13 protein-coding genes are annotated in these 15,956 nt (G+C 58.0%); all 13 read right to left on the reverse strand.

The window, feature by feature from the left end:
• Window positions 1-130: 130 nt before the first annotated feature.
• The gene (locus tag ACZ46D_RS01155; RefSeq protein ID WP_464928204.1) at window positions 131-2,266 is read right to left on the reverse strand and encodes a glutamine synthetase III family protein; all 2,136 of its coding nucleotides are present in this window, start codon (window positions 2,264-2,266) and stop codon (window positions 131-133) included.
• Between the two features lie 126 nt (window positions 2,267-2,392).
• Window positions 2,393-4,948 carry a [protein-PII] uridylyltransferase gene (gene glnD / locus ACZ46D_RS01160; protein ID WP_464928205.1) on the reverse strand — a complete coding sequence of 852 codons (2,556 nt, stop codon included), beginning with the start codon at window positions 4,946-4,948 and terminating at the stop codon, window positions 2,393-2,395.
• A 4-nt stretch (window positions 4,949-4,952) separates the two neighbouring features.
• A complete protein-coding gene (locus ACZ46D_RS01165; RefSeq protein WP_464928206.1) occupies window positions 4,953-5,291 on the reverse strand; it encodes a P-II family nitrogen regulator in 339 nt (112 codons plus the stop codon).
• Window positions 5,292-5,533: 242 nt separating this feature from the next.
• Window positions 5,534-6,748 carry an ammonium transporter gene (locus ACZ46D_RS01170; RefSeq protein ID WP_464928207.1) on the reverse strand — a complete coding sequence of 405 codons (1,215 nt, stop codon included), beginning with the start codon at window positions 6,746-6,748 and terminating at the stop codon, window positions 5,534-5,536.
• A 250-nt stretch (window positions 6,749-6,998) separates the two neighbouring features.
• Window positions 6,999-7,856, reverse strand: a complete 858-nt coding sequence (locus tag ACZ46D_RS01175) for a flagellar basal body-associated FliL family protein (RefSeq protein WP_464928208.1) — start codon at window positions 7,854-7,856, stop codon at window positions 6,999-7,001.
• 8 nt (window positions 7,857-7,864) lie between these two features.
• The gene (locus tag ACZ46D_RS01180; protein WP_464928209.1) at window positions 7,865-8,242 is read right to left on the reverse strand and encodes a response regulator; all 378 of its coding nucleotides are present in this window, start codon (window positions 8,240-8,242) and stop codon (window positions 7,865-7,867) included.
• A gap of 197 nt (window positions 8,243-8,439) precedes the next feature.
• The gene (locus ACZ46D_RS01185; RefSeq protein WP_464928210.1) at window positions 8,440-9,222 is read right to left on the reverse strand and encodes a FliA/WhiG family RNA polymerase sigma factor; all 783 of its coding nucleotides are present in this window, start codon (window positions 9,220-9,222) and stop codon (window positions 8,440-8,442) included.
• 57 nt (window positions 9,223-9,279) lie between these two features.
• Window positions 9,280-10,140, reverse strand: a complete 861-nt coding sequence (locus tag ACZ46D_RS01190) for a MinD/ParA family protein (protein WP_464928211.1) — start codon at window positions 10,138-10,140, stop codon at window positions 9,280-9,282.
• A 49-nt stretch (window positions 10,141-10,189) separates the two neighbouring features.
• The gene (gene flhF / locus ACZ46D_RS01195; protein ID WP_464928212.1) at window positions 10,190-11,437 is read right to left on the reverse strand and encodes a flagellar biosynthesis protein FlhF; all 1,248 of its coding nucleotides are present in this window, start codon (window positions 11,435-11,437) and stop codon (window positions 10,190-10,192) included.
• Between the two features lie 176 nt (window positions 11,438-11,613).
• Window positions 11,614-13,728: a flagellar biosynthesis protein FlhA gene (gene flhA / locus ACZ46D_RS01200; protein WP_464928213.1), complete on the reverse strand. Its 2,115-nt coding sequence runs from the start codon at window positions 13,726-13,728 to the stop codon at window positions 11,614-11,616.
• Window positions 13,729-13,803: 75 nt separating this feature from the next.
• Window positions 13,804-14,874: a flagellar biosynthesis protein FlhB gene (flhB, locus tag ACZ46D_RS01205; RefSeq protein ID WP_464928214.1), complete on the reverse strand. Its 1,071-nt coding sequence runs from the start codon at window positions 14,872-14,874 to the stop codon at window positions 13,804-13,806.
• 3 nt (window positions 14,875-14,877) lie between these two features.
• Window positions 14,878-15,669: a flagellar biosynthetic protein FliR gene (gene fliR, locus ACZ46D_RS01210; protein WP_464928215.1), complete on the reverse strand. Its 792-nt coding sequence runs from the start codon at window positions 15,667-15,669 to the stop codon at window positions 14,878-14,880.
• A 17-nt stretch (window positions 15,670-15,686) separates the two neighbouring features.
• Window positions 15,687-15,956, reverse strand: coding sequence for a flagellar biosynthesis protein FliQ (fliQ, locus tag ACZ46D_RS01215; protein WP_464928216.1), 270 nt, complete (start codon window positions 15,954-15,956; stop codon window positions 15,687-15,689).

Genomic DNA, 15,956 nt, shown 5'->3' on the forward strand with positions numbered 1-15,956 from the left:
CATGTAGTATTCTTCCGAAATTCAGGATGAACAAAAAAAAGGAGGGAGTCATTTGACTCCCTCCTTTTTTTAGATCAGTCTTGCAACGGCCTGAAACGGAGACAATCCCCGTCCCTCTACCGCCGTACTATTACAGATTAAACAACAAATCACAGTATGTCGGTACCGGCCAGAGATCATCCGGCATAATGGCCTCAAGCGCGTCGATGTCGGCGCGCAGAGCGGTCATGGCGGGGAATACCTTGTCGCGGTATGCAGCGCCTTGCTTGGCCACGTCGCTGACGGCCTGGGCCTTCTTGGTCTCATCCTCCAGCTTGGCCAGCTTCTTGCCTGCGGACTCAAGGTGTTTGCCAACCTGTTCCAGCAGACCCTTCTGCACCGAACCGTACTTGCCAGCAGCGGCCAGGGATGCGCCAAGCTCGCCGACAAAACGGATGGCCGCCGGGATGAACATGCGTTTGGTCATCTGGATGGAGGTGAGGGCTTCGATGTTGATGTGCTTGGCATACTGCTCGACATAGATCTCGTAGCGGGAATGCAGCTCATCTTTCGAAAGCACGTTGTATTTGCCGAACAGCTTGATCGCCTTGGGGGTGACAAAGGCCTTGAGCGCGTCCACGGTGTTGCGGGTGTTGGGCAGACCGCGCTTCGCAGCTTCCTTGGCCCACTCGGCGGAGTAGTTGTTGCCGTTGAAGATGATCCGGCCATGCTTGGTCATGACGTCTTTGAGGATGGCGAGTATCTCCTTGTTCACGTCCTTGGCTTTTTCCAGACGGGTTGCGATCTCGTCCAAAGCCTCGGCGGCGATGGTGTTCAGGGCAACGTTGGGGCCGGAGATGGACTGGGATGAGCCGACCATGCGGAACTCGAACTTGTTGCCGGTGAAGGCAAAGGGAGAGGTCCGGTTACGGTCGGTGTTGTCCTTGGGCAGCTCGGGCAGGGAGTCAACCCCGATCTTCAGGGTCTGGGCTGCGCCCTTCTTGATGATCTTCTCGCCTTTGGCCAGTTTCTCCAGCACGTCGGAGAGCTCCTGACCCAGGAAGATGGAGATGATCGCTGGAGGAGCCTCGTTGGCGCCCAGGCGGTGATCATTGCCGGAGCTGCCGCAGGTGGCGCGCAGGATGTCGGCATGGGTGTCCACGGCCTTGATCAAGGCCGAGATAAAGACCAGGAACTGGGCGTTGTCCTCGGGGGTTTGGCCGGGCTCCAGCAGGTTGATGCCGTCGTCGGTGGAGAGCGACCAGTTGTTGTGCTTGCCGGAACCGTTTACGCCGGCGTAGGGCTTCTCGTGCAGCAGGCAGACCATACCGTGGCGCAGGGCCACTTTTTGCATGGTTTCCATGACCAGCTGGTTGTGGTCGGTGGCCATGTTGGTGGTGGTGAAAACCGGAGCCATCTCGAACTGAGCCGGGGCAACCTCGTTGTGTTTGGTCTTGGAGGAGATGCCCATCTTCCACAGCTCGATGTCCAGATCCTTCATGTAAGCGGAGACCCGGTCCTTGATGGCGCCGAAGTACTGGTCTTCCAGCTCCTGGCCCTTGGGGGCGGGTGCGCCGAACAGGCTGCGGCCGCAGGTCATCAGGTCGAGGCGTTGCAGGTAGTACTCTTTTTCCACCAGGAAGTATTCCTGCTCCGCGCCCACCGTGGAACCGACGATCTTGGAGGTGGTGTTGCCCATGGCCCGGAGTACCCGCAGCGCCTGCTTGGCGACCACGTTCATCGAGCGGAGCAGGGGGGTTTTCTTGTCCAGGGCCTCGCCCTTGTAGGAGCAGAAGGCGGTGGGGATGCAGAGGGTCACATCACCGGATTCGTCTTCCTTGAGGAAGGCGGGGGAGGTGCAGTCCCAGGCGGTGTAGCCGCGGGCCTCGAAGGTGACGCGCAGACCGCCACTGGGGAAGGAAGAAGCGTCCGGCTCGCCCTGGATCAACTGCTTGCCGGAGAACTCCATAATCACCCCGCCATCGTCGGTGGGGGAGATGAAAGAGTCGTGCTTCTCGGCGGTGATGCCGGTGAGGGGCTGGAACCAGTGGGTGTAATGGCTGGCGCCCTTTTCGATGGCCCAGTCTTTCATGGCGTTGGCCACCACCGAGGCGACATCCGGCGGCAGGGTTGAACCGGTGATGATGGTTTTCTGCAGAGCCTTGTAGGTCTCCTTGGGTAGCCGTTCCTTCATGGTTTTGTTGTTGAAGACGTTGGAGCCGAACAGCTCGGGCACGGTCATCATGCTCTGGTCGTAGTCGTTGCCGCAGTTGCAATTGTCACTCATTGTGTTTCTCCTTATTTTTTTGGTGCTGAAGGGTAAGGTTGAAAATCTCCCACGCCCGATGCGGAGGGGGGTGGGCATTAGTTAAAGCCAGCCGCTGGGGGTTGGCGTTGTTTCCGTGCCAGGTGTTTACCATTGGAGTTTTGCTCCCGTCCCGGTCTCATTTTCGGCGATATGGAGAAGGGCCTGTGAAATTTCTTCCTGGAAGGAGGGGTTGTTGATCTTGGTGGCAAAGGAGTCCAGGGTGTAGAAAACATCCACCACCTGATCGCCGTCCGAGCCGATTCTGGCCCGGTGGATGTTGAGTTCAAAATCGGCCAGGGTTCGGGTGATGTCGTAGAGCAACCCGGGCCGGTCATTGGCGAAAACCTCGATGATCGTATACTGTTCCGAAGCCTTATTGTCTATAACAACCCGCGGGGCGGCCTGCACGTTTTTTTGGCCGGGGGTGCGCAAGGCGGTGCGGAACTTGTCGACCAGACGGTGGCTGAGGCCAAGCCGGTTTTTCAGGGCCAGATTGAGGTCCTCGCTGAGCGCCCGCCACTCCTGCTCCGCGTAGGTCTGCTCCGCCGCGGGGCGGACATTGAGCACATCCACCGCCGTGCCGTCTTCCCAGGTGAAGATCTGGGCGCTCACCACATTGAGGCCATGCAGGGCCAGGGTGCCGCAGATTTTGGCCAGCAGGCCGGTGGAATCGTGGGCCATAACCAGGACCGACCAGAACAGGGTGTGATCGGCCGGTTCGATGATGGCCTTTTTTTCCTCTTTTAGCCCGGCGCGCAGCTTGAGGTGGTGGGCCACCTCTTCCGGGGGAAAGCTCAGCAGGTATTCCTCCGGCAGGATCTTGCAATCGGACGGGGCACTCTTCCCCATCAAGGCGCGCACCTGTTGGCACATCCATTCGGCACCCTGGCTTTTGTCGGGAAGAATCGTATCCTTTCGCCCCAGCAGGTGGGCGATCTTGAGGGAGATTTCCAGGAGCAGGGCGCCCTTCCATTCGGTCCAGGCCGTGGGGCCGGTGGCCTTGGCATCGGCGATGGAGAGCAGGTAGAGCATGGTCAGACGTTCCGGGGTCTGGATCTGCTCGGCGCATTGCCGGATAAAGGCGTCATCCTCAAGGTCGCGGCGCAGGGCGGTCACGGTGAGGAAGAGATGGTTTTCCACGAGAAAGCTGAGGCAGGCTGTCTCCGCCTCGGTCAATCCCAACCGCTTGCCCACCCCGACGGCAAGTTTGCTGCCCCGCTGGGCGTGATCTTCGTGGTGGCCCTTGCCGATGTCGTGCAGAAGGGCGGCCAGAGAGAGGACATGGGGAGATTCGACGCCTGCGAAAGGGGTTGTGCTCAGGGAAAGTTTTTTCAGCTCCGCCACGGTTTGCAGGAGGTGCCGGTCAACCGTGAAAACATGGTAGACATCGTGCTGGGCCAGGGCGCGGATTTGCTCAAATTCCGGGAGATAGGCGGTGAGCAGGCCGGTGTCCAGCATGACCGAAAGGACACCCTGCACGTCCCGCGCGTTTTCCAGGACATCGAAAAAGGCCTTGGCCATCCGTTTTGAGTGGCGCAGCCGGTCGTCCACCAGATGCAGGTTGGCGGTAACGATCTTCCTGCTGCGATGATGGATCTCAAGGCCCGTTTTTCCGGCCTGGGCAAAGAGGCGCATCAGCAGGTGGGGGCGCTTCTCGATCAGCGCCTGGTCGGTGAGATGGAGGCGGTCTTGACGCACCGTGATTCCTGTCTCGATGGCCTGTTCCACCGGGTTGGGGCGCGGGGAGCCCAGGGTTTCATCGACATGTTCAAAAAACAGGTCGGTGGTGGTGGCAATGGTTTGCAGATGCCGGTAGATATCCTGCATGAAGCGCTCAACCCCCAGGGTGCCGGGGGTGTCCGGATATTTGAAGGCCTTGGCCATCTCCACCTGATATTCGAAGAATAGCTGGTCGTTTTTTCGGCCGCTGAGGTAGTGGAGCCGGTTGCGGATCTTGATCAGGAAATCCCAGGCCTGGGCAAAGGCTTCTTTTTCCGGAGGCGAGATCAGGCCTGCTTCCTCGATGGCCTGCAGTTCTTTCAGGTCGAAAAGGGCATGGCTCACCCAGAGCATGGCCTGGATATCGCGGAAGCCGCCCCGGCTTTCCTTGATGTGCGGCTCCAGCTGATAGCTGTGCATGCCATACCGTTGATGGCGTTCGTTGCGGTGCTGCATCATGTTTTGCAAGAATTCTCGTCGGTGCCCCGCTATTAATTCCCGGTGAAAGGCCTGGTGCATTGTGGTGAAAAGTTGCGTCGAGCCCGCCAGATGGCGAGCGTCCAGCAGCGCCACCTGAAAAAAGAAGTCCTGCCTGGCGTCAGCGAGGCAGGCTTCCATGGTTCTTACCCCGTGCCCTACCTCAAGGCCCGCATCCCACAGGGGATAAAACAGGGCCTCGGTTACCGGCCCGAGGCGATCCTCGTCCTCGGGCGCATGGAGCAGGAGAAGGTCGATGTCCGAATAGGGAAAGAGCTCTCTTCGGCCGTAGCCGCCAAGGGCGACAAGGCTCATGCCCTCGCCTGCCTCCGGGCAGTTGGCGAAGCAGGAAACCAGATAGTCGTCGATGAGCTGCGAGTGTCTGTGGAGCAGGGGTTGGCCACTCAACCCCTGGCGCCAGAGATACTCCAGGGCGTCCCGCTTTGCCCGTAGCTCAACATCCACCACCCTAGATCGCCTCTTTCCCGGTTTCCCCCGTGCGGACGCGGATAACCTCTTCCACCGGCAGGACGAAAATCTTGCCGTCGCCGATCTTGCCGGTGTTGGCGGTTTCCCGAATCCGGTTAACCACGGCCTCCACCATGCCGGCCTCCACAATGATCTCGATCTTGACCTTGGGGATAAAATCGACGATGTACTCCGCGCCGCGGTAGATTTCCTTGTGTCCTTTTTGGCGACCGTATCCCTTGACCTCGGAGATGGTCATGCCCTTGATGCCCATGTCGTTCAAGGCGTCCTTGACCTCGTCCAGTTTGAACGGTTTGATGATTGCCTCGATCTTCTTCATGCAATTCTCCTTTTCTTGTAACTGCCCGGCAGCATCGCATCTGCGTTGTCATCGGCCGGCTTATGTGCACCAGCACACGTCGCCGACCTCTTTCTCGCAGCTCTGCGGTGCTGCCGAACAGTTACGCTTCGTTGGTTTTTCTCGCTTTCCGGCTTCACGCTGGATAGTTACCTTTTCTTTGCGGTGGCAGTGGGCAGCGGCGGGGGCAGGGAGTGACGCTTGCCCCCGGAGCGCTGACGCTGTTAGAGCGAGTACCCGATTTCGCTGTGCTGGGTCAGATCCAGCCCCTGTTCCTCTTCTTCTGCGCTCACCCGGAGACCGATCACCAGGTCAACAACCTTGAGGATTATGAATGTTACCACAACCGAGTACCCAATGGTTGTAAGGGCGTCCATGGCCTGGATTCCCAGGAGCTGCGGATTGCCGAAAAAGAGGCCGTCCTTGCCCGCAGCATTGACCGCGGTGGTAGCGAACAGGCCGGTGGCCAGAGCACCCCAGAGACCGCCCACGCCATGGACCCCAACCACGTCAAGGGCATCGTCATAACCGATCCGGCTCTTGGCCAGCACCGCGAAGTAGCAGAGGGCGCCGGCAACCAAGCCAATGAATACGGCCGAGGTGGGGCCGACAAACCCGGCGCCTGGGGTGATGGCGACCAGGCCGGCGATGGCGCCGGAAGCAGCACCCAGGGTGGTGGGCTTGCCCTGCACCAGCCATTCCGCGATCAACCAGGAAAGCAGGGCCGCGCCGGTGGCGACCTGGGTGGTGAAGAAGGCGTTGACCGCGACGCCGTTTGCCGATAAGGCGCTGCCTGCGTTGAAGCCGAACCAGCCGAACCAGAGAATGCCGGCGCCCAGCATGGTCATGGTCAGGTTGTGGGGATGAAAGGACTCCTTGCCCCAACCCTTGCGTTTGCCGAACATCAGGGCGGCGACCAGGGCTGCCGCGCCGGAGTTGATGTGGATGACGGTGCCGCCTGCGAAATCAAGGCCGCCGTGGCCGCTGATCCAGCCTCCGCCCCAGACCCAGTGGCACACGGGCAGATAGACCAGGGTGGACCAAAGGACGGTAAAGAGAAGAAAGGCGGGGAACTTGACCCGTTCCGCAAAGGTGCCGGTGATCAGAGCCGGGGTGATGACGGCGAACATCAGCTGGAAGGCGCAGAAGAGCAGGTGGGGAATGGTTGCCGAGTACTTGCCGGGCTCAAGGCCGACTCCGGCGAGACCGGCCCAGTCCAGATTGCCGATCAGGCCGCCCACGTCAGGGCCAAAGGCCAAGGAATAGCCGTAGATCACCCAGATGATCGTGACAACGCCAAGGCAGACAAAACTTTGCAAAACCGTACTTAAAACATTTTTTGAGCGAACCATGCCGCCATAAAAAAGCGCCAGCCCCGGGGTCATCAGCATGACCAGGGCGGTGGCAATCAGCATGAATGCGGTATCACCTGTGTCCATAAACGTCTCCTCTCTCTGTGCTCATAATTTAGAGTTGTTCGTCTGTCATTGGGTAGCTATGCATGCTGACTGAAAACAAAAGCAAATGTCGTGCCAGCGGGTTATTTATTGCTAACGTATTGATTCTCTGGTGATATCGTGCTTGTGATCGGTGCGGGGGGATGGGGGTAAAATAACAAAAAAGTGGAAAAAATTTAAATTAACTACAAATTTGTACTTTTTCTATTATGGAAGGTATGGACAGGGGGGGTCAGGAGAGATGGTACTGGTTAAAGATAATTGATTCGATGGGCGCCTCGGGCCATTGTTTGAGGAGCCAGGCGCGAAGTTCTTTGTTCATCTCGCCCCGGGCCAGGGAAAATCGGCGCAATTCCTCAAGGGGCTTGTTTTGAAAGAATTGATAGATGATGTCGCGGACAAAGATTTTTTTGTCGGCAGGGGGATCTTCCTGCTCTCCAAGGGAGGCGATGAGGGTGATGTCAACGAGGACAAAGGTTACCGGCTGATCACTGGCCGGATTGTTCACCGGAATAATGAAAGCGGGGAAGGCCCATTTTTTTCTGACTTTCCCCGGATGAAGCTGGCTGGCCTGGCCAAATTCTGGGGGGGTTGCTGCGCTTGTCCTCGTGTCGGGGGAAACGGAGATGGCTGTTGGGGGAGGCGTTGAGGTGCCACTCAAGGCAAACAAAAGGCCGACAAGGAGAAAAGGGAGGGCATAGAGGGGGATGCGGACAAAAAGGGGAAAAGACTGGAGGCGGGCGAACTGTTTTTGCGCGGCTGTCTTGGCGGAGAGAAAAAGGGCGGTGAGTGCTCCTGCGCCGACAAGGTATTTTGCTGGGGAAGTGCCGGCAGCGACACCTTGATCCGGGATGCCGGCCAGGGTCTTTTCCAGGGAGGAGTCAAGTTCTTGCGCTGCAACTCCGGCCGTTACGGTCGGCTCGTTTTCCTCGAGGAAGAAATCCTCGTCTTTCTCGCTGGAGAAAAACGCATCATCCTCGGCCTGGAAGGCGGATTCCCAGTCTTCTCCCCAGTTTGTTTCGTCTTGGTCAGCAGGGGTCTCTGTGCTGGCGAACTGGTCAACGGACTGGGGAGGGCGGTCGTCAGCCATATTTTAGATTAGAATATTTTGTTGAGTTTTTCGGAAAGTGTTTCGGCGGTGAATGGTTTAACGATGTACTGGCTGACCTTGGCCTTGACCGCCAGGATAATATTGTCCTGCTGTGCTTCCGCAGTCACCATGATGAAAGGCGTATTGGCTAGGCTGGCGTCGGCCCGCACGGCTTTCAGCAGGTCCAGGCCGGTCATTTTCGGCATATTCCAGTCTGAGACGATGAGGCCGATTTTTTCTGATTTGAGCACATCCAGGGCGGTGGTGCCGTCGTCCGCTTCAATGATGTTTTTGAAGCCAAGCTGGGTGAGAATGTTTTTGATTATGCGCCGCATGGTGGCAAAATCGTCAACCACGAGAATTTTCATATTAGGATCAGCAGCCATATTTCCTCCCTAACAGCTTTATGGTACGAGTGGCTTGGGGCATGTTCGCAGTATGGAAAAGCAACCACATTTTATTTATTGTAACTGTAACAGTTGATTTTGGAAATAAAAAAAGAGGGTTATGAAGAGTCGGCCCCTTCTTCTGGATTTTTCTCAAGAGTTTTGCATAAAAAAAAGTTGTGCGCCTCAGTCGCCGCTCAACTTGCCAGGGTCTTTTTCAGTTTGGCGCGGAGGCGGAACATGGCCTTGCTGTGCATCTGCGAAATGCGGGATTCCGTATAGCCCATCACTTCGCCGATTTCCTTCATCGTGAGTTCGTCCTGATAATAGAGGGAGACGGTCAGTTTTTCCTTCTCCGGCAGATCGGAGATGGCATTGGCGATGAGTTCCCTGATCTGGGCCAGGTTGATGGCCGTGAAGGGGTCGCGGTCGTCCATGGCAAAGGTCTCGGCCAGGGTGGGATCGTTCGCCTCCGTTGCTTTCTGCCGGAGAAATTCGATATCCATGAAGGAAACGGATTTGGTTTCATCGAGCAGTTTGTAGAAATCATCCAGACCAAGGCCCATGGTCTCGGCTACTTCTTCATCCGTGGCTGGTCTGCCCACCTGTTTTTCGATGTCGGCATAGGCTTTCTCCAGATCCGTGGTTTTTCGTCGAACCGAGCGTGGAACCCAGTCCAAAGCACGAAGCTCGTCCAGCATCGCTCCTTTAACCCGGAATTCGGCATAGGTTTTGAACTGAACATTTTTGGAGATATCAAATTTGTTGATGGCGTCAATAAGGCCGATGATCCCGCAACTGATCAGATCATCGAGCGACACCTGCGCGGGGAGACGCGCCGCCAAGCGTGCCGCGATATACTTGATCAGCGGGGTGTAGGTCAGAATCAGCTCGTTGCGTTTTTCGGCGCTGAGCGGTTCCACCTGGCTGAAAAAAGTATTCGTATAGTCCTTGAACTTGGGTGACGGCTGTTTGCTCATACCGGGTAGGCCCGTTGGGGCAAAGGGGATTGGTGGCCTGCAATATGGAAAAGTATATTACAGATCAACGAGTCCCTGCCAGAAAAATTTTATGTTGCCGTCGGCTTTCATCTCGGGCTCTTCCTGGAAGATGTTTCCGGCCAGTTTGCTGAACATCTTACTGGATGGGGCATCCGGGAAGATGTCCGACACCAGTCGCTGTTCGCGAACCGCAGTGGGCAGTTTGCTATCATAGGGGATGTACCCGAGATAATCCAGGGAAAGCGAGTCCAGAAAACGGTCGGCTACAATGCTCAACTTTCGAAAAACGGCCAGGGCCTCCTTTTCGGAGCGGGCAAGATTGACCAGGATGCGGAACTTTTTTACGTCGTGCCTGCTGGAGAGCACCTTGACCAGCGCGTAGGCATCGGTTAGGGAGGTTGGTTCCGGGGTCAGGATGACGATGCGTTCCCGAGCGGCCAGATTGAAGTAGATCACATTGTTGTTAATGCCCGCGGCCGTATCGATCAGCATGATATCGATCTTCTGGGCCAGGGCGGACATCTCGGAAAGAAAGTACAACCGTTGCTGTTCCGTGAGGTCCGCCAGTTCCATGATCCCGGAGCTGGCCGGCAGGATGAGCAACCCCTCCGGACCCTGCACCAGAACCTCGGCCAGCGATTTTTCGCCCATGAAAACGTGGTGGAGGTTGTAGCGCGGAGTCAGCCCCAACAGGATATCGACGTTGGCCAGATTCAGATCCGCATCAAGGATCAGCACCTTTTTGCCAGCCTTTGCCAGGTTATAACCAAGATTGGTGACGATATTGGTTTTGCCGACCCCGCCCTTGCCGCTGGTCACGCAGATCACCCGGGGCTGGGGCTCGGCGCTGTTGCGGGGCGCGGCCATTCTTTTCTTCTGGGGTTGTGAGTGGGTCATAATCCGTTCCAGTGTTTCTGCCTGATTCATGGGATCACCACGGAGTTGGTCATTGGGTCCACCTGTCTTGGGCCTCGGTGGCAAGTTCGCCGGCGGCTGCCTGCCATCCCTGCCCGAACAGGGTCTGCAAGAACTCCCGGGAGGCAAGGAGGAAATCCTCCGGAACCCTCTGGCCGGTGCATAGGCAGGAAATGGGCAGCGCCGTCCCGGCCAGCAGCTGGCAGAGGGTAGCGTATGCCCTGGTTTCATCGAGCTTGGAGAGAATCAGCCCCTTGACCCGCAGGGGCTCATAGGTGGTGAGGATCTGTTGTAGGTCTTCTTTTTTGCAGGTGGCGCTGAGGACGAGATACGGCTCTATCCCGTTTTTCAGGGAAAACCATTCGCCCAGCTCCCTGATGTGGTTCGGATCATAAGGGCTCTTGCCCGCAGTGTCGATGATGATCAGATCCTTGTCTTGATGGCGAAGCAGAGCCGCCTGCAGATCCCTTTTGCGCAAGGCGATTTCGCAGGGCAAGCGCATGATCTTGGCATAGGTCCGCAGCTGGTCCGTGGCCCCGATCCGGTAGCAATCCATGGAGAGGAGCGCCACCTTCATCCCTTCATGGATGCTGTACCAAGCGGCGATTTTTGCGGCGGTCGTGGTCTTGCCCACTCCGGTGGGGCCGATCAGGGCCACCACGGTGGGCGCCTTGCTGATCCCGATGCTCAGTGGGGTTATCTGTAACTGATCGATGATCTTGTCCCGCCACTGGGCAACCTGTTTCGGGTCGGGCCGGGCGTTTTTCCGGGCGGCTTCGCCGGTGGCCGGACCCGAGACGGCGCGGCCCTCAAGCTCTTCCTTGGCGCAGTATTGACGCCGCAGGAAATTGGCAAAGCGCAGGCGCAGGTCATTGGATTCAAAATGGACCTGGGCGGCTGTGGCTGCCTTGGCTGCCTTTTCGACCGGCAGGGCGCGGGCGGAAAGCTCGGCGGAAAGTCTGCTGCCAAAGGCAGGTTTTGGTGCTTCCCGCCGTGGTGCCTCCTTTGGCTGCACCTGCCGCACGGACTGATAGCCGTATCCCACCGTCTTTGGTCGTCTTCCTTCCGTGCCGGGTGCTTCCGGGGGGGGCACGGTAATTTCCGGCTCCGGGTCATATTCCATGGCCGCCACGACCTCAATCCTCGGTCCGCCTCTGGCGGAGCTGCTTTTTCCGGGAAGGTTGCGGGTCGAAAGAATAACCGCATCCTCCCCAAGTTCTTCCTTGACCATGGCCATGGCGCTGTGGGTATCCGAGGCTTCAAAACGTTTGATTCGCATCGCTGCTCCTCACTCCTCTATTTCTGTAACTGCCCAGCAGCACCGCATCTGCTTTGTCATCGGCCTGCTCATGGGCAACAGCACACTTCGCAGGCCTCTTTCGCGCATCTGCGGCACTGATGAACAGTTACATTCCGTGGTGTTCGTTAAATTTCGGCATCAAGCGGGATCGTTACCTATTTTTTGGGGTTGAGTTCGATGGTCCCCAGGGATTGCAGTTGGGTCTGCGCGGTCAACTCGTTATGGGAAAGGACCATGACGTGGGGCATGAACCTTTCCAGGAGCCGCCGGAAATGGCGGCGGATAATCGGGGAACAGATGATGATGGGCTGGTAGCCGTCCAGGGAAACCTTTTCCACCAGGGTCTTGGCCGAGGCCAGCAACCGTTGGGCCAGGTTCGGTTCCAGATTGAGGAACACGCCGTGGTCGCTTTTCTGGAGCGATTCGCGGATCAGATCTTCCACCTGGGTGGAGAGGGTAAGGACGGTCAGCGTTCCCTGGTCGTCGGTGAAGGAGCTGATAATGGAGCGCGCCAGCTTTTGGCGCACATATTCGGTGAGGATGTCCGGATCCTTGCCCAGGGGAGCGAAGTCGGCCAGGGTCTCGCAGATGGTCAGCAGGTCGCGCAGGGATACCCGTTCCCGCAGGAGATTTTGGAGCACCTTCTGGACCAGCCCCAGGGGCAGCAGGCCGGGCACCAGCTCTTCCACCACCTTGGGCTGGGTTTTGGCCAGATTGTCCAGAAGTTTCTGGGTGTCCTGGCGGCCCAGCAGCTCGTCGGCGTGGGTGCGCAGCACCTCGGTGAGATGGGTGGCGATGACCGTGGAGGGATCAACCACGGTGTAGCCCGCCACCTGGGCCTCGTCTTTCTTCTCCTGGTCTATCCAGAGGGCGGGCAGCTGGAAGGCGGGTTCCATGGTGGGAATCCCTTCGATCTTCCGTTTGGCCATGCCGGAGTCCATGGCCAGCAGATGGCCCATCATGATCTCGCCCCTGGCCACCTCCACCCCTTTGAGGAGCAGGACATACTGGTCTGGCTTGAGCTGGAGATTGTCGCGCACATGCAAGGGCGGGATAATCATGCCCATATCCATGGCAAATTGTCGACGGATGGCCCGGATCCTTTCCAGCAGATCGCCCTCCTGGGTCTCGTCCACCAGGGGAATGAGGCCGTAGCCGACTTCAAGCTGCAACACATCGAGGGGAAGCAAGCTTTCCACTGTTTCCGGTGCGCCGGGCAGCGGGGCGGCCGCTTTTTTCTCTTTTTCTGCCTCGACCTTCAGCTCTTCCTTGTCGGTGGCGGTTTTATTGAAGGCCATCAGGGAGATGGCGCCCAGGGCTATGCCCAGGATGATAAAGGGGAGATGCGGCAGACCCGGCACCAGGCCGAACATGATGATGATTCCGGAAGAAACCGCCAGGGCCTGGGGCTGGTGCCCGAATTGTTGCATGAACTCCTTGCCCATGCTCACATCGGAGGCGGCCCGGCTGACAATGATACCTGCGGAGGTGGAGATGATCAGGGCCGGGATCTGGGAGACCAGCCCGTCGCCGATGGTAAGCAGGGTGTAGGTTTCCGCCGCTTGGGCCGCCCGCATGTTCTGCATGAGGGCGCCGATGAAGAACCCGCCGATGATATTGATGACCATGATCACCAAACTGGCCACGGCCTCGCCGCGCACGAACTTGCTGGCACCGTCCATGGCCCCGTAGAATTCCGATTGACGGCTGACCTCCGAGCGGCGGCGTTTGGCCTCCGCCTCGTTGATCAGGCCGGCGTTGAGGTCCGCGTCAATGGCCATCTGTTTGCCGGGCATGGCGTCCAGGGTGAAGCGGGCCGCCACCTCGGCAATACGGCCGGAGCCCTTGGTGATAACGATGAAATTGATGAGCACCATGATCAGGAAGATAATGATGCCCACGGCGAAGTTGCCACCCACCACAAAATTGCCGAAGGACTGGATGACGTGGCCCACCGCGCCCGGGCCTTCGTGGCCATGGAGCAGGATGAGCCGGGTCGAGGCGATATTGAGCGCCAGCCTGAAGAGGGTGGTGATCAGCAGCAGTGAGGGAAAGGAGGAAAAGTCCAGCGCGTTGGTGTTGTACATACTCATCAGCAGGATGAGCAAGCCGATGGTGATGTTGAAGGAAAGCAGCATGTCGAGCAGGAAGGGCGGCAGCGGGACGATCATGACCATGAGGATGGCCACGACCCCGAGCGCCACGAAGAGGCCCGACATCTCGAAATTGACTGCTTTCAGCCCTGTTACGGCGCCGGTGTTATCTGCCATGGTTGAGCGGTCCCGCTGTGGTAATGATGCCCAGGGTAGATGCACTGTGCACTTGTTTTGCCGTATTCATTGCCATCAGGCTCTTTTCCGTTTGACGCTGTAAACATAAGCCAAAACCTCGGCCACGGTCTGGAACAGGTTTTCCGGGATGGTCTCGTTGAGACCCGTGTTTTTATACAGGGCCTGGGCCAGGGGTTTGTCTTCGACCAGGGGAATGGAGTGTTCCTCGGCGATTTCCCGGATTTTCTGGGCGATAACCCCGGCGCCCTTTGCCAGCACCATGGGCGCGGCCATGGCCAGCGCATCGTAGCGCAGGGCAATGGCCAACCGGGTGGGGTTGGTGATCACCACATCGGCCTTGGGCACCTCGGACATCATTCGTTGTCGGGCCATCTGCATCTGGATGGCCCGGATGCGTCCCTTGACATGCGGGTCGCCTTCGGTCTGTTTGGCTTCGTCCTTGATCTCCTGCTTGGTCATCTTCATTTTTTCCATGAACTGCCAACGCTGGAAAGCATAGTCCATTGCCGCGAGCACCGCAATGATCAGAGCTGATTTCAGGAAAATCCAGAAGGCGACCCTGCTCATGAAGGCAAGAATGGGCATGGGCTCCTGATCCATAAGGGGCAGGATGCCGGGCAGCGCCTTCATCACCTCCGTGTAGGAAACGTAACCGATGATGAGCAGTTTGCCCACGGACTTGAACACATTGGCCAGGGCCTGCTTGGAAAAGAGACGGGCAAGACCCTGGAACGGGTCGATTTTGTCGAATTTCGGCGCCAGTTTTTCCGTGGTAAACAGGATGCCGACCTGGGCATAGTTGGCGACCAGGGCCGTGAGGAAGATGGCGCCCATGACCGGAGCGACGAGGAGTCCGGTCTGGAACATGGTTTCCCGGGTAAGCATGGTCATGTTGTTCGGGGTAATGGTAATGGTGTGCAGGTTGCCGAGGTAATACCTCAGCAGGAGGAAGAATTGCCTCAGCATGAAATCGCTTGAATAATACAGGGTAAGCAGACCGACGAGCAGGACTGCGGCGGAAGGCACTTCCATGCTCTTGGCAACATCCCCTTTTTTTCTCGCCTCCTGAATGCGGCGGGAGGTGGGAGCCTCGCTTTTTTCCTGGCCGGAGGATTCGTCTGCCATGCTTCAGCCCCCCATGCCCATGGCCAGCCTGGGCAGGAGCCGGGCCAGCATCTCAAAATTCGTGATCATCAACGGCATCAGATACGCCAGGGACAACCCGGCAAAAATCAGCCCAACCCCAATGGTGAGCGGCAGACCGACAATCATGATCGGGATCTGGGGAACGGTTTTGGCGACGATACCCATGGCCACATGGGTAAAAAACAGGGCGGCTCCCGCCGGGGCCATGATCTTGACGGAAAGGACGAACATGTGGGAAGCCCCCTGCATGAGTCCCTCGAAGGTGGCCTTGGTCAGGGTGGCGGTGCCGGGCTTAAGCCACTCAAAGCTTTCCACCAGAGTGGAAAAAAACATGTGGTGGCCGTTGATGCTTAAGAAAATCAGGATGGCGGTGAGGTTCCAGAGCATGCCAATCAGCGAGACCTGGGTGCCGAACTGGGGGTCCATGACGCCAGCCATACCCATGCCCATTTGGACGCCAACCATCTGGCCGGCAATCTCCGTGGCGGCAAAGACGCACCGGGCAAAAACGGCCAGGGTTGCGCCCAGCAGGAGCTCGGTGAGGACAAGCACGACAAAACCAAGGGGCGCCCCGCTTATCAGACGTGGGTCAACCCGAACCACCGGCAGCAGGACCAGGGCAGTCATCAGGGCCAGGAGGATTTTGATCTGGGCCGGCACGCTTGTTGAGCCGAGGACGGGCATGAAAAACAGGAGCGGCGCCACCCTGGTCAGGATAATGACCATGGACAGGAGTTGGGTCAGGGTCCAGTTCAGCAGCGCGGCTTCGGGCATGGGGTGCAGGTTCTCCGTCAACGGATGATATTCGGCAGGTTCACGATCAGTTCATGGGTGTAATCCGTCAGCTTGGTGATCATCCAGGAGGAAAGAAACAGCAGGGTCGCCATGACGGCCACGATCTTGGGGACAAAGGTCAGGGTCATCTCCTGGATCTGGGTGACCGCCTGAAAAAGAGAGATCAGCAGGCCGACCACCATGGCCACCAGCAGCACCGGCGCGGAAAGCAACAGGGTCAGGACAACGGCATTCTGGGTCAGGGTGATGGCTTCGGCGGGAGTCAT

It is taken from the genome of Thiovibrio sp. Mzg5, from assembly GCF_055379285.1.